The following is a 20,405-nucleotide window of genomic DNA, read 5'->3' as shown; positions in this document are numbered from 1 at the left end:
ATCCCATCCATGGGATTCACCCTTCGGGCTCGCTTAGCTCATGCTAAAACGCTCCTGGCGTTTTAGTCCCTGCTGCGGACTACCCCACAGGGGCATCCCCGGCAACCGCCGCTTGCATCCGTGGCCAATTCAAAATCCCAAAGAGTTTGACTCCCTGCCTGCAAAACCAGCGGTGGCTGTTTCGCATTCAGGCTGCTAAATTACGCAACAATTCCGGTAACTCGGGGTCAGGTCACTGCCTGCTCTGCTTTACCCATGCCTGTAAACCATGATCCGTGACGATCCGAGACCAAAGGGTTATTCCATGAGTACTATTCCAGCCGATTTGAAATATGCCGCCTCCCACGAATGGGTCCGTGACGAAGGTGACGATATCATTACCATTGGCGTATCCGATTTTGCCCAGCAACAACTGGGCGATGTGGTTTTTGTGGAAGTGCCGGAAGTGGGCGCCGAAATCGTTGCCGGTGACCCGGTTGCAGTGGTTGAATCGGTAAAAGCGGCCTCCGACATCTATACGCCGGTGACCGGCACTGTCATCGCGGTGAACGAATCGCTGGAAGATGCGCCGGAACAGGTCAACGAAGACCCTTACGAGAACGGCTGGTTTTTCAAAGTGAAAATGCAGGACCCGGGTGAGCTGAAAGATCTGATGGACGCCGAGTCCTACCAGGACCAATGCGCCGAAGACTGATCTTGCTGCGGCTCTGCGGGCCGCGTTAACGACCCCGTATCAGGGCGTGCCTGCCGGAACCGGCACGCCCCATCCCGCCCTACTGGACCGAGAGCGAGCACCATGACCGCACCCTTTTCCCTCGATGATCTGGAAAGTACCGACGAATTCATTCGCCGCCACATTGGCCCAGGCCTTGGTGAGCAAGCGGCCATGCTTGACGCTGTCGACGCCGACAGCCTGGATCACCTGACTGAACAGATTGTGCCCGGTGCCATTCGCCTGAACTCGGACCTGAACATCGAACGCGCCACCAGCGAACAGGATGCACTCGATTACCTGCACGCCATGGCACGCCAGAACAAGGTGTTCAAAAGCTACATTGGGCTTGGCTATCACGACACTCTGACGCCCAATGTCATTGCCCGCAACGTGCTGGAGAACCCGGGCTGGTATACCGCATACACACCCTACCAGCCGGAAATTGCCCAGGGCCGCCTGGAAGCACTGATTAACTACCAGCAAACCATCAGTGATTTGACCGGCATGCCTCTGGCCAATGCCTCACTGCTCGATGAAGCCACCGCAGCGGCGGAAGCCATGGCGATGGCGCACCGCTGTTTGCGCAAGGCGCCGGGCAACGTTTTCTATGTCGATGAAAACGTATTGCCGCAGACGCTGGCAGTGATCAAAACACGCGCCCGTTACATGGGCTTCGACGTGATGACCGGGCCCTTGGAGCAGGCAGCCGAGCACCCGGTGTTCGCCGCCTTGCTGCAATACCCGGGTGCCAATGGCGAGATTCGCGATCCGGAGCCGGTGATTGAGGCCCTGCACGCCAAAGGCGCGCTGGCGGTGGTGGCGACTGACCTGATGGCCCTGCTGATGCTCAAATCACCCGGCGAGATGCAGGCCGACATTGTGCTGGGTAACTCCCAGCGCTTTGGTGTGCCGCTCGGTTATGGCGGCCCTCATGCCGCTTTTTTTGCCACGCGCGATGAGTTCAAACGCAACATTCCCGGCCGGCTGATCGGCGTTTCCAAAGACACCCATGGCAAACCAGCGTTGCGCATGGCACTGCAAACACGTGAACAGCATATTCGCCGTGAAAAGGCTAATTCAAACATCTGCACCGCCCAGGTATTGCTGGCCAACATGGCCGGGTTTTATGCGGTCTACCATGGCCCCAAAGGTCTGAAACGCATCGCCCAGCGCATTCACCGGCTGACCGGCATTCTGGCCGAAGGGCTGGAAGCCAAAGGCATTCACATCGTTAACAGCCACTTTTTCGACACCCTGACCATTGACCCCCAGGGCAACCGCGAACTGATTCTGGAGCGGGCTGCTGCCAAGCAGATCAACCTGCGCGAAGATGCGGCAGGCACCCTGGGCGTCAGTTTGCACGAATGCACTAGCCGGGAAGATGTGGAAGACCTGTTCGATGTATTGATGGGTGACCACGATTTCAATGTGGCCGACATCGACGCCCAGATCACCGAACATGGCACCACCTTTATGCCAGAGACACTGGAGCGCGAATCGGATTACCTGACCCACCCGGTGTTCAACAGTCATCACAGCGAAACGGCGATGCTGCGCTACCTGAAGCGGCTTGAGAACCGCGACCTGACGCTGACCCACAGCATGATTTCGCTGGGTTCCTGCACCATGAAGCTGAACGCGACGGCAGAGATGATTCCGGTCTCCTGGCCGGAATTTGCGCGCATTCACCCCTTCGCGCCCCGTGCCCAGACCAAGGGTTACCGGGTGCTGCTGGAGGAGCTGGATACCATGTTGCGCGCCATTACCGGGTTCGATGCGATCAGCATGCAGCCTAACTCGGGCGCTCAGGGCGAATACGCGGGATTGCTGGCGATCCGTCGCTATCAGGAAGCCCAGGGGCAGGAAGGTCGCCACATCTGCCTGATTCCGCAGTCAGCCCACGGCACCAATCCGGCCTCGGCACAGATGATGGGCATGACGGTGGTGGTCGTTAAGACCGATGAGGCGGGCAATGTGGTCGCCGAGGATCTGCAGAAGAAGATCGCCGCTGCGGGCGATGAACTCAGCTGCCTGATGATCACCTACCCTTCGACCCACGGCGTTTATGAGGAAGGCGTTAAGGCCCTGTGCGATGCTGTGCATGCGGCCGGTGGCCAGGTGTATATGGACGGTGCCAACCTGAACGCTCAGGTCGGCGTGACCCGCCCGGCTGACATCGGTGCAGATGTGGCTCACCTGAATTTACACAAGACCTTTGCGATTCCCCATGGTGGCGGTGGCCCGGGCATGGGGCCGATTGGCGTGAGATCACACCTGGCGGACTATCTACCCGGTCACAGTGTGATGGCCAATGCGACCGGTCTGGCCGCTGAGGGCGCAGTCTCAGCGGCGCCCTTTGGCAGCAGTTCCATTCTGCCCATTTCCTGGATGTACATTCGCATGCTGGGCGCGCAAGGTTTGCGCACGGCGACTCAGGTGGCCTTGTTGAATGCCAACTACCTGGCGCAGCAGTTGAAGCCGCACTACCCGATTCTCTACACCGGCCGCAATGACCGTGTCGCCCACGAATGCATCCTTGATTTGCGCCCGCTCAAGGCGGCCACTGGCATCACTGAGGTCGATATTGCCAAACGGCTGATGGATTTCGGTTTCCACGCCCCAACCATGAGTTTTCCGGTGCCGGGCACCTTCATGGTTGAACCGACAGAAAGCGAAAGCAAAGCCGAACTCGACCGGTTCGTCGATGCCATGGTCTGCATTCGGGCGGAAATTGATTCTGTAGCCTCGGGTGAGTGGCCGGCCGACAATAACCCGCTGGTCAACGCCCCTCATACCCAGGCCGATCTGATCGGCACCTGGGAGCGCCCCTACAGCCGGGAAACGGCCATCTTCCCAAGGCGCTGGGTCAGCCAGGCCAAATACTGGCCGAGCGTAAACCGGGTTGACGACGTCTGGGGTGATCGCAATCTGTTCTGCTCGTGTCCAAGTATGGAAAGCTATATTTAGGGCTGGTGGTTGCTCACGTCGAATTGAGTCTGTGGCTGGAGCTCGTGTCGGCCACTGGGTATGGCTATCCGGGGTCGGCGTAGATCCGTCCTGGCGGTCCGACGTCTCGGGCCTAGGCCGCAGCATCCATGCTGCGGACTACCCCGGATAGCCATACCCAGCAGCCAACACTTGGCGACAGGTTAAATTCACTGAACCTCTCACCCAACTATCTCGGGCCGCCAAAATCCGGCTGATGGTCAAATAATATCTAAGGAGCACTTATGGAAATTATTCTCAGCATCATGGCATCAGACCGCCCCGGCATTGTCGAGCAAGTTGCCTCTGCGGTAGCCGATGCCGGCGGTAGCTGGCAGGAGAGCCGGTTGGCGACCATGGCCGGTCGCTTTGCCGGCATTGTTCGGGTCAATCTTGATGCCGGCCAGTTGGAGACGTTGCGGGCCAGCACTCAGGCTCTCGGCAGCAAAGGCTTGTCGATTCAGATTGAAGTGGGCGATAGCGAAGACACCACACTGCACCATCACCGCATCGCGGTAGTCGGCAATGATCGCACGGGTATTGTCGCGGAAGTTACTCGCAAGCTCGCGGCGATGAACATCAATCTTGTGGATGTTCATACCGATGTCGAACCGGCGTCGATGAGCGGTGGGGTGTTGTTCCGAGCCGAGCTGGAATTGGGGTTAACCGACGAACAAAGCCTCGACAGTGTGATTCAGGGTCTGGAGGATCTGTCGGCTGACCTTATGGTGGATGTGTTGGGTAGCGACTAAAACCTGACAACAGGCCAAAAAAAAGCGACCCGAAGGTCGCTTTTTTTATTTCTGCCTATCCACTTAGCTGCGTGGTTCGCTGGCTAACCCTTTAAACAGGGAGACACAGCAGAGCAGCAACACAATGGTAAAAGGCGCGCCCGTCGAGACGGACATGGCCTGCAGAGCCGTCAGCCCACCCCCCAAAATCAGAGCGATGGCGACCAGGCCTTCAAAGGTAGCCCAGAACACGCGCTGCGGTGTTGGGGCGTTCACCTTGCCACCGGCGGTGATGGTGTCGATCACCAGGGAGCCGGAGTCGGATGAGGTCACGAAGAAGACGATGACCAGCACAATGGCGATGAAGGAAGTGATCTGCGCCAGGGGCAGTACGTCGAGCATGGCGAACAGTTGCAGTTCCAGGCCAGAGTTGGCGACAGCTTCATAACCATCGTTGACGAACTGGCTGATGGCGGTGCCGCCGAAAGCAGTCATCCACAGAACACACGCCGCAGACGGGATCAGCAGAACCGAGACCATAAATTCACGAACGGTACGACCACGTGATACCCGCGCGATGAACATGCCAACGAACGGTGACCAGGAAATCCACCAGGCCCAGTAGAAGGCTGTCCAGCCTTGTCTGAAGTTGTCGTCTTCACGTCCGAACGGCATCGACAGAGCCGGGATATTCTGTACATACCCCCAGAGGTTGCCGACGAAGCCGGTCAGAATAGCCAGAGTAGGACCGACCAGAATGACGAACAGCAACAACAGAACCGCCAGGCTCATGTTGATTTCAGACAAGCGCTTAACCCCGGCATCGAGACCGGCCACAACCGACACCAGTGCAATGGCGGTAATGCCCATCACCAGCAGGACCTCCGTCGTCGCCCCCATCGGTACGCCAAACAGATAATTCAGGCCTGCACTGGCCTGCGAAGCGCCAATACCCAGTGAGGTTGCCAGACCGAACAGTGTCGAGAACACAGCAAGAATGTCGATGACATGCCCCGGCCAGCCCCAGACGCGCTCGCCGAGCAGCGGGTAGAAGATGGACCGTACGGTCAGTGGCAGCCCTTTGTTGAACGAAAACAGGGCCAGCGCCAGTGCCAGCACGGCGTAAATCGCCCAGGGGTGAAGACCCCAGTGATAGATCGTTGCGGCCATGCCCAGCCGTTGTGCAGCCGCTGCATCACCTTCAGCGCCACCTAGAGGCGCCCAGTCGGTACGAACGCCGCCTTCGGTCGCTATGCCACCCAAAGACGAGCTGAAGTGCGACATGGGCTCGGAGACGCCGTAGAACATCAGACCAATGCCCATGCCGGCGGCAAACAGCATTGAGAACCAGCCAAGGTAGCTGTAATCCGGTGTTGCGTCGGTACCGCCAATGCGCACCTTGCCCATGGGCGATACGATCAGAAACAGACACACCAGAACGAAAATGTTACCGGATATCAGGAAGAACCAGTCGAGGTTGCCCGTCAGCCAATTCCGCAAATTGCTGAACATGGGGCCCACACTCGTCTGGAATGCCAGCGTCAGAATAACGAAGGCAACGACTGAGAGGCCGGAAATCAGGAAAACACGGTTATGAATATCGAGCCCGAAAGGCCCGATATTCATTTTGATGTTGTCCTGACCGATCTGGTAGTCGGTGTCGATGGCATCGACTCGCCCATCGGGCGGTATCATGTCGGTATTTTCTGTCATAAAGGTTCCCTACTGTCAGATTGGGATCAAGAGTTAAGGCAAACGGAGGCCATTAGCGCAGTTGTGAACACTGACAATCCCGTTTACATACAACACACGTGGCGACTATCGACTGCACGGCTCTGGTTCGACAAACACTCAGGGCCGGGCGCTACAACGGTTGTTTGTCGCTGACAGGTCGCACGTTGGGGGGGAGTGTAAACCACCCTACTAACGTTTCGTGCACTAAAGACTAACGCACTGACACGCTCCATACAACCCATTGACAGTCACACTACTCGCAACATTGTTATCGTAATTGGTTATGCGAGTACGTCTCGATGGTAAAACCAGCGTTCAAAAAAAAAGCGCCTGTAGGCGCTGTTTTCTGATCAATTCCCGACATTTCCCCGTCAGTTGTTGGCAATGACTTCATTTTCGTTCACCGACAGGGTCTGTCCGAACTGCAATTCGGCCAACCGACGGTAGAGGGGAGACTGTGTCAGCAACTGGGTGTGCGTGCCTTCAGCAACGATGCGTCCCTGATCCATCACAACGATTCGATCGGCCCCCTGAACCGTCGCCAGCCGGTGCGCGATGATCAGGGTGGTGCGTTGTTTCATCAGTTTCTCCAGCGCCTGCTGAACCTGATATTCGCTTTCTGCATCTAGGGCACTGGTGGCCTCGTCGAGCAGCAGCAGATCGGGGTCTTTCAAAATGGCCCGGGCGATGACCAGGCGTTGCTTTTGGCCGCCACTGAGTCGCACCCCGGCCTCACCCAGGTCGCTGGCAAACCCCTGTGGCAAGGCTTCAATAAACGCCATGGCGTTGGCTGCTTTGGCGGCCGCCAGTACCTCGGCATCGGACGCGTCGGGCCGCCCATAGCGGATGTTGTGCCAGACGTCGTTGCTAAACAGCACGGGCTGCTGAGGTACCAGGCCGATGTGCTGGCGCAATTCGGGTAATGGCAATTCCCGGACATCCTGCCCCAGCAGGGTGACCGAGCCCTGTTGTGGGTCGTAAAAGCGCAACAGCAGCTCGAACAGGGTGGATTTGCCCGCGCCACTCGGGCCGACCAGCGCCACTGTCTCGCCGCGTTTTACGGCCAGGCTTACCTCACTCAGCGCATTGGTTTCAGGCCGGCTCGGGTAACTGAAGCTGACGTTGTTCAGGGTCAGGTGATGCTCGGCTTCCTGGTCGAGAGGCCCGGCTTCAGCGGGCGATACGATGATCGAGGGCTCTGCCAGCAATTCCATCAGGCGCTCGGTGGCACCCGCCGCCCGCTGCACTTCGCCATAAACCTCCGACACCCCGGCGACACCAAAGGCCACCATAACGGCGTAGAACACAAAGGCAGCCAATTCACCTCCGGTCATCGTGCCCGTCATGACGTCGTACCCACCAACCCAGACCATGGCCGCGATGGCGGTAAAGGCTAGCAGAATAACGACGGCCATCAGGATGCTGCGCTGACGAATGCGCTGGCGGGCAACGTCCAATGCGGCATCAACTTCCACCTGAAAGGCCGCCTTTTCGAAGGGCTCACGGGCATAGCTTTGCACGGTTTTGATCTGGCGGATGATCTCGCCAGCGTAACTGCCTACGTCGGCGACAGTGTCCTGGCTGCGCCGGCTGAGCTGGCGCACTTGCTTGCCCATGTACAGCACGGGAATCAGCACCGCAGGCACACCCAGCAGCACGACCAAAGACAGCTTGAGATTAGTGATCAGCAACATAATCAGGCCACCGGTCACCGTCAGTGCGTTACGCAAGGCAAACGACAGGCTAGACCCGATAATGGACTGCAGCAGGGTGGTATCTGTTGTCAGTCTCGACATGATGTCGCCACTGGCGTTTTCTTCAAAGTAGCTCGGATGCATGTGCACCAGGTGGGCAAAAACATCGGCTCGCAAGTCCGCCGAGACGCGTTCACCGAGCCAGGTAACCAGGTAAAACCGAACAAAGGTACCCACGGCCATGGCCACAACCAGCACCATCACAAACCCCAGGGTGCGATTCAGGGCACCGAGTGATTCAGCCAGTATGCCCTGATCGATCACCAGGCGTACGCCCTGCCCCAGTGCCAGCGTCAGGCCCGAGGTAAGCAACAGGGCCGCAGCGGCGCCCAGCATTAAATGACGATAACGTTTCAGATAAGGCCACAGCTGGGCCAGGAATCCGAAGGGGATGGCGGCAGATACCGGGCCAGACCCGGGCGCGGTACCGGGGTGTCTTGCGGCAGACGGCTCAGTAGCGTCGGCGATGACCTGAGGGTCTTGGGGTGAACTCACGGGCAATTCTCCTGATCGATTCCCGTCTAGTCAGGTCTAAGGGCCAGGAATACAAGGTCAACCGGACAGAATGTGACTTTCAGCCAGCCGGTCGACCCGCACAGGTTAAGTCAGGGTCGCTGCAAATCACCAAGGCCGCGTTCAACAATGCGGTCGGTAATGGACGCCAGGGCGTCAGTGGTCGTCTTGGTGCCGCGCAATACCTCGTGTATTTCACCGGACACATAGCGAGAGACGTACTTGTAAGTACGACCGGTGGCTGATGAGGGCCTCACCGCCACGTTTTCCAGCGCCCGGCCAACGGGTTCAAACACAGCGTTGCCCTGCGTCAGTTCCGGCTCGTTATACAGCGCCGACCGGGTCGGCAGATACCCGAATTCGGCGCGCCGGCGCTGCTCGGACTCGCTGGTCAGAAACCGCACCAGGTCGGCAGACAGTTCTGGGTAGCGTGTGGCCTCGGTTACAGCCAGCTGCCAGCCTCCCAGGGCCCCACTGGGCATGCCCGAGTCGCCTTGCGGCAACACCGTAACACCCACGTTCCCGGACACCGCCGACTCGGGCTCGTTGGCTAGGCGCCAGGCGTAGGGCCAGTTGCGCATAAACAAGGCGTTGCCCGCCTCGAACTGCGCCCGGGCGTCTTCTTCCTGGTACTCCAGTACGGCGGGCGGCGAAATGGTATCGATCCAGCCGACAGCCTGATCGATGATGCGGGCGGCACGGTCATTATCGAGCGTCACCACGCCCTGAGTGTTGACAACGGTTCCGGCATTGCTGCTGACCAGCCATTCCATGACATTGCAGGTCAGTCCTTCATAGTCGCTGCCCTGCCAGACATACCCCCAGAAGTTCCCGTTCTGCGAACGCTCTCCGAGCTGCACGTCGGTGGCAATAGTCTCCAGCTCATCCCAGGTTTGGGGTACCGGGTGACCATAGCGTTCGAGCAGATCTTTGCGGTAATACAACAAGCCGGTATCAACGTACCAGGGCATCGCAATCAGCCGGCCATCAACGGTGTTATTGGCCATTAAATTGGGGAAGAAAGCGTCCGTGTCTGGCACATAAGGCGATAGATCCAGCAAATACTCACCCAGCAACCCCGGCCAAATCACGTCGATCTGAAACACATCGACCGTATTGTGGCGTTCGCGCAGCAACAGCTGATACATCGCCAGGCGCTCGGTCGAGGACTGGGGTGTGGCGACGACATCAACACTGTGCCCGGTCTGCTCGGCCCAGCGGTTGGCGCCGTCAATACAAACCTGGCGTTCGATGCCAACGGCACCGCAGGCGATGGTCAGTTCCGCGGCCCATGCCGGGGCAGACAATATGACAGCCGCAACTGTGGCGGCCCCTAAACAGGGAATCATTGTGTTTTTCATGGTTGCGCTCTCTTGTTTTTATGGTTTTAGCGGGCACTGCGGGCCAGCATAACGATTGAGACCTCGACTCGGGCTGTTGAGAACTGCCAGACAGTCTTTTCTTAATCGTTTAAGATGAAGTATATCGCAAATTAAAAGTCATTTGATCCCTAAACACCGTTCTGCGAAGGTGGAATCTTACCAAGGCGTAGTGGAGCAGCACGACATGACACAGGCACTGATGACCCGGGAAGCACGGGAATCGCTTAATTTATCGACGAAACGCTGGTTTGAAACGGAGCTTGAGATTGAACTCGGGCAGTTTGAATGCGAATCGGTGATCGACTATTTCATCGAAGCGCTTAAACCGGCTTTGCATAACCGGGCCATCGCCCAGGCACTGGCCATGATGCAGGAGCATCATGCCCGCATGGAAGACGACCTCTATGCGCTGGAAGAACCGGAGGTCTGAGCCAAGCCCGACAAATCGGGCGTAGCCTCGCACTGGTTGGCCTGAAAATGTGAGCTCAGCATCGGGTAAGCGCCAATCAGCTGTTGTAACCGCGGCAGTGACCCGGTGGTCAGCAAGCGAGTGCTGCCCTGCCCCCACTCGGCGCTGCCAGCCCGGCGGGCCACTTCACCGGCGATGGCCTCACCGGTATCAATTAACTGCACCTGGCTGCCCAGCAGCCGCTGCAACCGGTCTTTCACCAGCGGATAATGGGTACAGCCCAACACCACGCGATCGACACCGGCATCAGTCATGGCGCTGGTGCACCGGGCCAGAATGGCGTCGATCCGCTCGGTATCCGGCCCCAGTTCAATGGCATCGGCCAGGCCCGGGCACGGCTGATTAACGACGCAGGTGTTGGGGTTGAAACGGGAAGCCAGCTGCTGGTAGCGGCTGGAGGCCAGGGTGTTTTCGGTGGCGAGAATGCCGATGGCGCCGCTGCGGGTACCGAGGGCAGCCGGTTTGATACCTGGCTCGACACCAATGATGTCGAACGGCAATCGCAGGCGCAGGGCATCAACGCAATGCGCCGTGGCTGTGTTGCAGGCGACCACCAATACGGTGCAGCCCTGGGCAATCAGCCAGTCGGCAATGCGGTCGCAGCGTTGTTGCAGCAACTCGGTAGACTTGGCCCCATAGGGAGCAAACGCCTGATCGGCAAGGTACAGCAAATCGGCCTGTGGCAGCCGCTGACGAATCCATTGCAATACCGTCAGGCCACCAATGCCCGAATCAAAAACCCCTATCACGCTAGCGTTCGCCCCTGTTTAAGCTCAGGGCAAGCCTAAGGCTTGCACTTTCGCTTGTAAACGGCGTTATAGCAGCGCCAGTGCGTCTTTGGGTGCCAGGTACTCAAGCCCCTGGTCATCCGCCACGCTCTTGTAGGTCACTTTGCCACGGCAGACGTTCAGTCCGTTGAGCAAATGAACATCATCCTGCATGGCTTGTTTGGCCCCTTTGTTGGCCAGAGCCAGGGTAAACGGCAGGGTTGCGTGGTTCAGTGCCATGGTCGAGGTACGGGCGACGGCACCCGGCATGTTGGCAACACAGTAGTGCACCACTTCGTCGACGACATAAGTCGGTTCAGCGTGGGTGGTTGCTTTGGAGGTTTCAAAGCAACCGCCCTGGTCGATGGCCACATCCACGACCACCGCGCCTGGCTTCATCCGTTTGATCATATCGGCCGTGACCAGCTTCGGTGCAGCTGCACCGGGAATCAGCACCGCGCCAACCACCAGATCGGCCTCCAGAACATGTTGCTCAACACTTTCACGCGTTGAGTAGACTGTGCGGATCTTGTTGCCGTATTGCTTGTCGAGCTCACGCAGGGTATCAATGCTTTTATCCAGGACGGTAACGTCCGCACCCAGACCAACCGCCATGGCAATGGCGTTCTGGCCAACGACACCGCCGCCGATGACCGTGACCAGTGCCGGTGCCACACCGGGCACACCCCCGAGCAACAGACCACGACCACCCTGGGCTTTTTCCAGACAATGGGCACCCGCCTGAATAGACATGCGACCCGCCACTTCCGACATGGGTGCCAGCAAGGGCAAGCGGCCGAAGCGATCGGTAACCGTCTCATAAGCAATGCAGGTGGCGCCCGATTCAATCAGATCGTTGGTTTGCGGTACATCCGGCGCCAGGTGCAGATAGGTAAAGAGGGTGTGATGCGGTTTGAGCATCTTGCGTTCGACAGCCTGAGGCTCCTTGACCTTGACGATCATCTCAGCCCAGTCGAATACACCGGCGGCTGTGTCCAGTATTTGAGCACCGGCGGCCTGATATTCTTCGTTACTGAAGCCGATTGCTGCACCCGCCTGGGTTTCGACAGCGACTTCATGGCCATTGTGAACCAGCTCGCGCACAGCGGTCGGGGTCAGGCCGACGCGATATTCGTGGTTTTTTATCTCTTTGGGGACGCCAACTCGCATGGTCTTCTCCTGTACGTCAATGGCTAGGGTGGTCTTTATTTAAGAACGCTGGGGACCAAATCAGTATAGAAAAAAAAGGCCGGGTGAGTGGCACTGAATTTACCACCAAAAACAGGGCTTATTACGAGGAAAACAAATAGAAACGATAAAGTAACCGTCCAAACTCGCTAATCACAGTGATATTTACTGCCAGGAGTCATGGGGGCGGCGTTAGCCCCTACCGATCCAGCCGCGCAGCCGGCCCAGCAGTGAGTGCTGACGCAGCATTCGATCGGCACGGTGCTGGTAGTAGCAGGCGCTGTAGAGCGCTTCTGTCAGTTCAATGGGGGCGATGGGACGATTGAAGCGCACCCGAAAGCGGCGATCGGCCTCGACCAGCAGGCGTTCGCAGGCACGATTGTCGGGCGCATCGAAGTCGTGCATGCGATGGGGTTCGTCAAAACGGATGCCGCGCTGATCAAACTGCTCGGCAAACCATTCAATCATCTGCTGGCGTTGTTCCATAGTTGAAGCCCTGGTTCTAGACCGCGACCGGCGCTGCATCCCGAACCGACTGTCGTTCAATTAGGCGCGGGGTAAATCGCAACGGCTGGTCGGCACTGGCGAATTTACTGTCGAGCTGATGCATGACAATACGGGCCGCCAGAGCCCCCATTTCATAGACCGGGTAACGAATGGTGGTCAGTCTGGGGTTCAGCAGGCGAGCGAGAATCACATCATCGAACCCAACCACTGATATTTCTTCCGGTACCCGGTGCCCTGAATCCTGCAGCATGGTAATGGCACCGGCGGCCATGGCGTCATTGTAAGTAAAAACCGCGGTAACACCCAGGTTGCGACTGACAACCTCAGCCATGGCATTGTGGCCACCCTCTTCATCCGGGAAGGTTCGCACCACCTTGCGCTCGTTAAAGGGAACGGAGAATTCCTCCAGGGCGCGCCGGTAGCCGTGCACCCGGTCGGCACCGTCTTCAATCGCGATGTTGGTGCCAATGTAGGCGATGTCCCGGTGGCCTTTCGACAACAAATGCCGGGTTGCCAGATAGGCGCCATACTCGTTGTCGAGATAGACGCAACGATGTTCCCAGCCGCGAATCAGCCGGTTCACAATGATGATGGGAATATCGAGCTCGAGCAGTCGAACCAGCTCATCATCAGGCAAGGCCTTGGAGTGAATAACCAGAGCGTCGCAGCGACGGTCGAGCAGGAAACGGATTGAATCCCGCTCTTTATCGATGTGGTGATAGCCCGCTGTTACGATCACATGCTTGCCACTGTCGTGCACGACGTGATGCACACCCGCCATCAGCGCACCAAAGAAAGGAGAGTCAATTTCACCCACCAGTAAACCGACGCAGTCAGACCGGCTGTTGACCAGGGCACGCGCCAGAGAGTTGGGGCGGTACTGCAACGCTTCCATCGCGGCCAGTACGGCCTGGCGTTTATCGGGCACAACCGATGCCGAGTCGTTAATGACCCGTGAAACCGTCGACACCGAGACCCCTGCTGCTTTCGCAACATCCTTAATGTTTGCCAATGCCCTACTCTCCTGAACCGCTTTGAGTATGAATCAAGTTTGACCGCTTTTCTGAATTGATACAACGCGCGCCGGAGCTCTGGCAACCAATTCAATCTTGAAAACGTTTTCAAATGCGATAAACTGCAATCCAAAGAATAACAGGAGGCTGCAATGAGCGCCCATTCCTTCAACCCGAGCGATCATCCGCACCGGCGGTTCAACCCCCTGACTGAAGACTGGGTACTGGTCTCTCCGCACCGTTCCAAGCGGCCCTGGCAGGGGCAGACCGAAGCGGTCAATGAACCGGAATTGCCCCACCACGACCCGAATTGCTACCTGTGCGCGGGTAACACGCGAATTTCCGGCGACCGTAACCCGGACTACGCCGATACCTTCGTTTTTGGAAACGATTTCGGCGCTCTTACCGCCGACACACCCGTCTATGAAACAGAGCATGACCCGCTGATGCAGGTTCAGGCCGAACAGGGTGAGGCCCGGGTGCTGTGTTTCAGCCCGGATCATGCACTGACGCTGCCGCAAATGTCGGTGCCGGCCATTGGCAAGGTGGTCGATACCTGGGTCGAGCAACTGGAGGAACTGGGCAGTCGCTATCGCTGGGTGCAGTTGTTTGAAAACAAGGGCACGGTGATGGGTTGCTCGCAACCACACCCGCACGGCCAGATTTGGGCCAGCAATGGCCTGCCCACCCTGCCCGCCCGGGAGCACAGCGCCCAGCGCGATTATTTTGAACAACACGGTCGCCCCCTGCTACTCGACTATGCAGACCGGGAAGCCGCTGACGGCAGCCGCACCGTGGTCAGCAACGACCACTGGATCGCCGTGGTACCGTTCTGGGCCAGCTGGCCGTTCGAGACATTGCTGATGCCGCGCCAGCACCGGCGCCACCTGACGGACCTGAACGCCAATGAAAAGCACGCGCTGGCCGACATACTCAAGCGCCTGACGACTCGTTACGACAACCTGTTTAAGACCTCCTTCCCCTACTCTATGGGATGGCACGGTGCCCCCTGCGATGGCAAAGCGAACGACCACTGGCAGGTGCATGCGCACTTCTACCCGCCCCTGCTGCGCAGTGCCACCGTGCGCAAGTTCATGGTCGGCTATGAGATGCTGGCTGAACCGCAACGTGATCTAACGCCTGAGCAAGCGGCCGAACGGCTGCAGACACTCAGCGACATCCACTACCGGGAACAACGCTAATGGATCCGTACACCACCGCCCGCCAGGCCTTCGAACGGCTCTATGGCACCGCCGCACACCATCACTTTCAGGCACCGGGTCGCGTCAACCTGATCGGCGAGCACACCGACTACAACGATGGCTTTGTGTTGCCGGCAGCCATTGATTACCACACCTGTATTGTTGGCAACCCGCGCGAAGACCGGGTTGTCAATCTGGTGGCACTCGACCTGAATGAAGCCCGCTCAAGCTTCCACCTGGATGAGCCCATCGAGCACGACGCTGCTGCGCCCTGGTCCGATTACTTGCGCGGTGTCTGCGACGTACTGCGCAAGGCGGGTTACCAGCTCTGTGGCGCTGATTTACTGGTCACCGGTAATGTGCCCCAGGGCGCTGGCCTCAGTTCATCGGCTTCACTCGAAGTGGTGACTGCCCGCGCCATGACCCAACTGGCCGGGGAAACCCTCAGCGGCACCCAAGCGGCCCTGTTCAGCCAGCAGGCTGAAAACCAGTTTGTCGGTTGCCAGTGCGGCATTATGGATCAGTTAATATCGGCCCGCGGACAACAGGGCCACGCCGCCCTGATCGACTGCCGTAGCCTGACCACCCAGCCGGTACCCATGCCTGCGGATGCGGCCATCGTCATCATCAACTCCAATGTGAAACGCGGTCTGGTCGACAGCGAATACAACCAGCGCCGGTTGCAATGTGAAGCTGCCGCCCGGCATTTGCAGGTACCAGCCTTGCGCGATGCGACACTGGATCAGCTGGAACAAGCGAAGGACGGGATGGACCCGGTCACCTACCGTCGAGCCCGTCACATCATCACCGAAAACGAGCGCACCCTGGCCGCGGCCGATGCCCTCGCCCAGTCCGACTGGCCCCGAATTAGCGAATTAATGGCCGCCAGCCATGCGTCCATGCGGGATGATTTCGAAATCACTGTGCCACCCATCGATGGACTGGTCGCCATGGTGGCAGACCTGATCGGTGACCAGGGCGGTGTTCGTATGACCGGCGGTGGCTTCGGTGGCTGTGTGGTGTCGCTAGTGCACGAGCATCAGGTCGAGGCGGTTATCGAGCGGGTAAACCAGCGCTACGAGGCCGAATTTGGCATCAAGCCAACGGTCTACGTCTGCCACCCGGTCGACGGTGCCTACCCGGACTGACCACAAATGCCAGTGCCGGGATGGACTTGCCCGGCTGCTGCTTTCACAATACGGCGCACATTAACCTTAACCAAAGACGTCAACGTTACTTTGGTGCCTGTCGTCTGCGGCGGGCACCGGTGGTGCCTCTGCGGGGTCGGCGTGAATCCATCCATGGAGCCTAGACCGCAACATCCATGTTGCGGACTCCCCCGCAGAGGCACCACCGGCACCCACCGCTCGCAATGTGCGAACCTCAAATCTCGAGTGATAATGACTTGCCAAACAATAATCTGGAGCACCCTGTGACCGTCACCCCAATCAACTCTGAAGAAACCATTGGCACCCTCAGTGACGGCCGCGCCGTTAAAGCCTTTACGCTGCGCAACAAAAACGGAAGCGAAGCCCGGTTTTACAACCTGGGGGCGGCATTCGTGGGCTTTCGATTACCCGGTATGGCGGATAACGACAACCTGGTTCTGGGTTGCGACACTCTTGAGGCCTTTATTGCCCAGAACGCCAACTTTGGCGCGACCATTGGCCGCTACGCCAACCGCATTGGCCATGGCAAAACCCGCGTCAACGGTCAGGCATTGGAACTGGAGTGCAACAGTGGCGGGCATCATCTGCACGGTGGCTCACAAGGCTTTGGTCACCTCATTTGGGACAGCCAGATCAACCTGGAAAACGATGAACCCAGTCTGATTTTCACCCTGACGTCACCGGACGGCGATGCCGGCTACCCGGGCGAGCTGACAATAACTCAGCGAATCCGGCTAACGGATAAAGATGAGGTTGTCATCGACTACGAGGCAACGACGACCAAACCCACGCTGGTAAATCTGACCAACCATGCTTACTTCAATCTTGCGGGTGAAGCGGCGGGCACGCTGAAAGATCATGAATTCCGGGTACACAGCGACACCGTAACAGACATCGATGCCACGCTGCTGCCGACAGGCGAGCTGGTTAAGGTTGAAAACACGGCGTTGGATTTGCGCAACTGGCGCCCAATCGATCAGGCACTGGAAACCCTGGATGACCCGAGCCTGGCTCGGGCTGGCGGCTACGATCACAACTATGTATTTGGCAAAAAAATGGAAGGCCCACTGACGTTGATGGCCGAAGCCCGGCATTTACCCAGCGGTCGCTGGATGCGCTGTTCGAGCACCCTGCCCGGTTTGCAGTTCTACAGTGGTGGTTTTCTGGGCGGGACGCCTAAGAACGACACAGAGACGTATCAGCGCCACGGCGCTTTCTGCATGGAGCCGGGCGCTTGGCCTGACTCGCCCAATCACGACCACTTTCCTGATTGCACCCTGACACCGGATCAGACTTACCGGGCTACTCTGGTTTTTGGATTCGGGCAGGATTGAAACCTCCGCAGCTAATACAAGTTTCGGAGTTCGCTGAGTAGACAAGCTGCGGCTACCTGGGGTGCCCCTGTGGGGGAGTCCGCAGCAGGGATGCTGCGGCCTAGGCTCCATGGACGGATTTACGCCGACCCCACAGGGGTGCCCCAGGTGGCCGGTGCGGGCCAACGCCACCTAGCAGCCCCGAACTCCGAAACTTGAGCTATGCAGACAAGTTAGCAGTCCGCTGGGCCTCACGCTCAGCCGCTTTGCGACCCCGGCGCTGTTCGATGCTTTCTTTGGCGTCGGCACCTATGTGCGCTTCACCGCGCGCTTTGGCCAGTTGCACCTGGCGTTCGCGTTCGATAAAGCGCTGACGGCGGTCTTCGGTCACCTTGTCGTAGCAGTGCGGGCAGCTGACGCCCGGTTCGTAATGGGCGTGGGCTTTTTCGGTATCGGAAATGGGCATCCGGCAGGCGTGGCACTGGTCGTAGCGGCCGGGTTCGAGGCCGTGTTTTACCGTGACCCGATTGTCGAACACAAAGCACTCGCCCTGCCACAGGGAATCGGCTTCCGAAACGTTCTCTAGGTATTTCAGAATGCCACCCTCAAGATGGTACACCTCGTTAAAGCCCTGCTCTTTCAGGTAAGCCGTGGATTTTTCGCAGCGAATTCCACCGGTGCAAAACATGGCGACTTTCTTGTGCTTGGCCGGGTCGAGGTTCTGTTTTACATAGTCCGGAAATTCGCGAAAGGTTTGGGTGTGCGGGTTCAGCGCATTCTTGAAAGTGCCAATGGCCACTTCGTACTCGTTGCGAGTATCGACCAGCACGACCTCAGGGTCTGAAATCAGGGAGTTCCAATCTTCGGGTTTTACATAGGTACCGACTACATTCAGCGGATCGATGCCTTCAACACCCATGGTGACGATCTCTTTCTTAAGCTTTACCTTGGTGCGGTAAAACGGCATCTCATCGCAAAACGATTCCTTGTGGCTGAGGCCGGCGAACGGGCCCTGGCTTTTGATCCAGCCAAGAAGGCGCTCTATGGCCTCCGGTCGGCCGGCGACCGTGCCATTGATGCCCTCGGACGCGAGCAACAAGGTGCCTCGAATGCCTTCCGCCTCCATCATATCCAGCAGGGGTTGACGGTAGTCGGCGTAATCGTTGAGACGAACGAAGTGATACATTGCAGAAACCGCAATGGTTTCTGCTACAGTGGTGTCAGTCATGAAACTTCCTATAGCGGGCTGGATCGCAAATCCAGAGCCACAGATTAATGAGGTCGCGAAGTTTAAGTGACCCTGGCGTTGATTTCCATAGCCGTTCTGACCGTTACAACGTTCAATTTATCGTTGTGACCCGCTAGACTGCATTGTCACGAGTCTTATACAGGGCTGTTTAGCTTCGAAACTCCACACTGTTTGCTAGAGGATACTCACATGAAAAAAGTACTGATCGCAGCAACGCTCGCAGCCGCAACACTTGCCAGCACGGCCTATGCCGGTGGCCGCGGTGGCGCTGAGCTGGGCCTCGCTTCCTATGGCGGTGGCGTTGGTTTTATCGGCGCCATCGGCTTCCCCATTTACGTTCCTGCACTGCAAAACAATGGTCTGAACACCTACGGTGAACTTGAGTTGGGTGTTGGCTTTAACGATGACGTTGCCATCGGCGGGGATCTGTCCCTGGGGTTACTCTTCCCGCTCGACACCGGCCTCGACATGTATGCCAGCCTGGGCCCGGGCCTTGGCGCTGAGGGAAATGGTGATGCAGACTTTGGCCTGGCCGCTGAAGTTGGTCTTAATATCCTGATCAGCAACCGGGTACTGTTCATTGAAGGCGGCGCTCACCCGGGCAATGGATACTTCACCGTTGGCCTGCATTTCTAAGCCGTGTGATAAGCCGGGTTAGGCTTCAGGCTAACCCGGTTTTGTTACTAATGCCTGTTGTTCCAGAAAGCCCAGCACCTGTTCAATGCTGTCCTCAGTCCGGTGTGGTGCGACGATGTCTCCGGTAAACACATGGTTGGACTCCCCGTCCACCCCATCTATTCGAATGCGCTCCTTAACCTCAGAACCCCACTTCTCATACACCCGATCGGTGTATTTGGCATTCACCACATGATCATCCTCACTGTACAGAAACAGCGAGGGGGCCTTGATGGCATCGAGCCGGCTTTTTCTCACCGCAACCACCAGAGCCTGTAATTGATGCAACACCCGGGTCGGGTAACTGGAGGTCCAGTATTTGCCGGAAAGTTCACCTTCCGGTTCCCGGCCATATTCGTGACCGGCAAGCCACGGCATCCAATAGCGGGACCAGGGCCAGCCAAACAGCTTCGACGCCCAGTGACGGGGCTGAAAATTGGGAGCGAACAGCACCATGGCGGCCAGGGCATCCTGTGCCGATGGTTGCTGTGCCAGCCAGGTAGACAGAGTGCCACCCGTTGAGCAACTGATGACGATGACACGGTCGCCCAGCGACCGGGCAATCTGCCAGGCTTCGGCGGTGTCTTTCAGCCAGTCACCGGCCTGGGCCTTGCCCAGACTTTCGCTGTCGAGGCCATGGCCAGTCAAACGGGCACCGTAATAGTTGGCGCCAATGGCCTCGGCTACCCGTTCGGGAATGGGCGCCAGCTCCTGACGGGTTGCGGAAAAACCGTGCAGGTAGAGCACCACCAGCGGTGTTTTGGCCGGTGCATTTGGGTTGGCGAATCGAACGTGCTTTTCGGCCCCTTCGGTAACTTCGCCCCGGGATTGCTCCGTCTGCGCCAGCCAGTCGGACAAACCGCCTAGCTCGACCGGCAGTTCATCGACGACCCACCGCAACGCCACCCGGGGCCGCGGGCCCAATACGATCACCAATACGACTACCAGGCCCAGCACAATCCAGATCACGTTACGGCGTCCTTACACGTTTGATTTTTAAGGTTAATGGCTGCAAAGAGTATCACAGTGATGGCTTTTT

The 20,405-nt window shown here is 58.1% G+C and carries 17 protein-coding genes; 8 read left to right on the top strand and 9 right to left on the bottom strand.

From position 1 onward, the window contains the following. The first annotated feature begins 304 nt into the window (after nt 1–304). From gcvH to ABJT94_RS16385, 3 genes are all read left to right on the top strand, one after another. Nucleotides 305–694 carry a glycine cleavage system protein GcvH gene (gcvH, locus tag ABJT94_RS16395; protein ID WP_348476528.1) on the top strand — a complete coding sequence of 130 codons (390 nt, stop codon included), beginning with the start codon at nt 305–307 and terminating at the stop codon, nt 692–694. 102 nt (nt 695–796) lie between these two features. Continuing rightward, nucleotides 797–3,682 (top strand): aminomethyl-transferring glycine dehydrogenase, encoded by a 2,886-nt coding sequence (gcvP, locus tag ABJT94_RS16390; protein ID WP_348476527.1) that lies wholly within the window; start codon nt 797–799, stop codon nt 3,680–3,682. A 263-nt stretch (nt 3,683–3,945) separates the two neighbouring features. Further along, the gene (locus ABJT94_RS16385) at nt 3,946–4,452 is read left to right on the top strand and encodes an ACT domain-containing protein (RefSeq protein ID WP_348476526.1); all 507 of its coding nucleotides are present in this window, start codon (nt 3,946–3,948) and stop codon (nt 4,450–4,452) included. A 63-nt stretch (nt 4,453–4,515) separates the two neighbouring features. Here the strand turns inward: ABJT94_RS16385 and ABJT94_RS16380 are convergent, their stop codons facing one another. The 3 genes from ABJT94_RS16380 to ABJT94_RS16370 all read right to left on the bottom strand — a co-directional run bounded on the left by ABJT94_RS16380 (nt 4,516) and on the right by ABJT94_RS16370 (nt 9,793). Then, nucleotides 4,516–6,144, bottom strand: a complete 1,629-nt coding sequence (locus tag ABJT94_RS16380; protein ID WP_348476525.1) for a BCCT family transporter — start codon at nt 6,142–6,144, stop codon at nt 4,516–4,518. A 392-nt stretch (nt 6,145–6,536) separates the two neighbouring features. Continuing rightward, the gene (locus ABJT94_RS16375) at nt 6,537–8,414 is read right to left on the bottom strand and encodes an ABC transporter transmembrane domain-containing protein (protein WP_348476524.1); all 1,878 of its coding nucleotides are present in this window, start codon (nt 8,412–8,414) and stop codon (nt 6,537–6,539) included. A gap of 110 nt (nt 8,415–8,524) precedes the next feature. Then, complete coding sequence (locus ABJT94_RS16370; protein WP_348476523.1) at nt 8,525–9,793, bottom strand: ABC transporter substrate-binding protein; 1,269 nt, start codon at nt 9,791–9,793, stop codon at nt 8,525–8,527. A gap of 205 nt (nt 9,794–9,998) precedes the next feature. Here ABJT94_RS16370 and ABJT94_RS16365 point away from each other — a divergent pair, with 205 nt between their 5' ends. After that, nucleotides 9,999–10,244, top strand: coding sequence for a DUF2164 family protein (locus ABJT94_RS16365; protein ID WP_348476522.1), 246 nt, complete (start codon nt 9,999–10,001; stop codon nt 10,242–10,244). Here ABJT94_RS16365 and murI read toward each other — a convergent pair. From murI to ABJT94_RS16345, 4 genes are all read right to left on the bottom strand, one after another. Continuing rightward, nucleotides 10,217–11,032: a glutamate racemase gene (gene murI, locus ABJT94_RS16360; protein WP_348476521.1), complete on the bottom strand. Its 816-nt coding sequence runs from the start codon at nt 11,030–11,032 to the stop codon at nt 10,217–10,219. The genes ABJT94_RS16365 and murI overlap by 28 nt on opposite strands. Before the next feature lie 66 nt (nt 11,033–11,098). Further along, entirely contained in the window at nt 11,099–12,220 is a 1,122-nt protein-coding gene (ald, locus tag ABJT94_RS16355) for an alanine dehydrogenase (protein ID WP_348476519.1), read from the bottom strand. A gap of 210 nt (nt 12,221–12,430) precedes the next feature. Then, nucleotides 12,431–12,724, bottom strand: a complete 294-nt coding sequence (locus tag ABJT94_RS16350; protein ID WP_348476518.1) for a hypothetical protein — start codon at nt 12,722–12,724, stop codon at nt 12,431–12,433. A 16-nt stretch (nt 12,725–12,740) separates the two neighbouring features. Beyond that, the gene (locus tag ABJT94_RS16345; RefSeq protein ID WP_127555626.1) at nt 12,741–13,757 is read right to left on the bottom strand and encodes a substrate-binding domain-containing protein; all 1,017 of its coding nucleotides are present in this window, start codon (nt 13,755–13,757) and stop codon (nt 12,741–12,743) included. A 153-nt stretch (nt 13,758–13,910) separates the two neighbouring features. On the opposite strand from ABJT94_RS16345, the gene ABJT94_RS16340 reads away from it, so the two are divergent. The 3 genes from ABJT94_RS16340 (at nt 13,911) to ABJT94_RS16330 (ending at nt 17,463) form a co-directional block, all read left to right on the top strand. After that, nucleotides 13,911–14,960: a UDP-glucose--hexose-1-phosphate uridylyltransferase gene (locus tag ABJT94_RS16340; RefSeq protein WP_348476516.1), complete on the top strand. Its 1,050-nt coding sequence runs from the start codon at nt 13,911–13,913 to the stop codon at nt 14,958–14,960. Next, the gene (gene galK, locus ABJT94_RS16335) at nt 14,960–16,108 is read left to right on the top strand and encodes a galactokinase (RefSeq protein ID WP_348476514.1); all 1,149 of its coding nucleotides are present in this window, start codon (nt 14,960–14,962) and stop codon (nt 16,106–16,108) included. Before ABJT94_RS16340 ends, galK begins: the two co-directional genes overlap by 1 nt. A gap of 284 nt (nt 16,109–16,392) precedes the next feature. Beyond that, nucleotides 16,393–17,463 (top strand): aldose epimerase family protein, encoded by a 1,071-nt coding sequence (locus ABJT94_RS16330; protein ID WP_348476512.1) that lies wholly within the window; start codon nt 16,393–16,395, stop codon nt 17,461–17,463. Nucleotides 17,464–17,662: 199 nt separating this feature from the next. Here the strand turns inward: ABJT94_RS16330 and ABJT94_RS16325 are convergent, their stop codons facing one another. Then, nucleotides 17,663–18,670: a rhodanese-related sulfurtransferase gene (locus tag ABJT94_RS16325; protein ID WP_348476510.1), complete on the bottom strand. Its 1,008-nt coding sequence runs from the start codon at nt 18,668–18,670 to the stop codon at nt 17,663–17,665. A 210-nt stretch (nt 18,671–18,880) separates the two neighbouring features. On the opposite strand from ABJT94_RS16325, the gene ABJT94_RS16320 reads away from it, so the two are divergent. Further along, complete coding sequence (locus ABJT94_RS16320) at nt 18,881–19,327, top strand: hypothetical protein (protein ID WP_348476509.1); 447 nt, start codon at nt 18,881–18,883, stop codon at nt 19,325–19,327. 30 nt (nt 19,328–19,357) lie between these two features. On the opposite strand, the gene ABJT94_RS16315 is transcribed toward ABJT94_RS16320, so the two are convergent. After that, nucleotides 19,358–20,335 carry an alpha/beta hydrolase gene (locus ABJT94_RS16315; RefSeq protein ID WP_348476508.1) on the bottom strand — a complete coding sequence of 326 codons (978 nt, stop codon included), beginning with the start codon at nt 20,333–20,335 and terminating at the stop codon, nt 19,358–19,360. Nucleotides 20,336–20,405: the final 70 nt, after the last annotated feature.

It is taken from the genome of Saccharospirillum sp. (assembly GCF_039982735.1).
In the GTDB taxonomy this organism is placed as follows: Bacteria; Pseudomonadota; Gammaproteobacteria; order Pseudomonadales; family Natronospirillaceae; genus Saccharospirillum.
Note: the sequence above shows the minus strand (reverse complement) of the source record. Positions and strands in the feature narration are given on the sequence as shown.